At 43.8% G+C, this 297-nt stretch carries 1 protein-coding gene; it reads left to right on the top strand.

Going from position 1 to position 297, the window contains the following annotated elements; translation table 11 throughout:
* Positions 1-297: hypothetical protein (locus ACXAG7_RS20115; RefSeq protein ID WP_476667949.1), on the top strand; the 297-nt coding region annotated here is incomplete at both ends.

The following is a 297-nucleotide window of genomic DNA, read 5'->3' on the forward strand; positions in this document are numbered from 1 at the left end:
CAGAAAATCTACCCTCAGGTGTAGAAGCACGTTTGGTAGGAGGTACTACTGTGGAAATCACAGGAACACCTTCTGAATCAGGAGTTTTTAACTACCGTATTCCACTTGTTGCCGAATGTGGAAATTTATTTGCCGAAGGAAGCATTACCGTGTTACCGCAAAGCACTGTTGATAACCTTGATAAATCACAAACTGTATGTGTGGGCACCCTGTTAACAAGTATCGAACATTCGGTTTCAGGAGTAACAGGGTTGGGAACACCAGAAAATCTACCCTCAGGTGTAGAAGCACGTTTGG

The sequence above is a fragment of the Tenacibaculum sp. AWR4_210 genome (genome assembly GCF_056160945.1).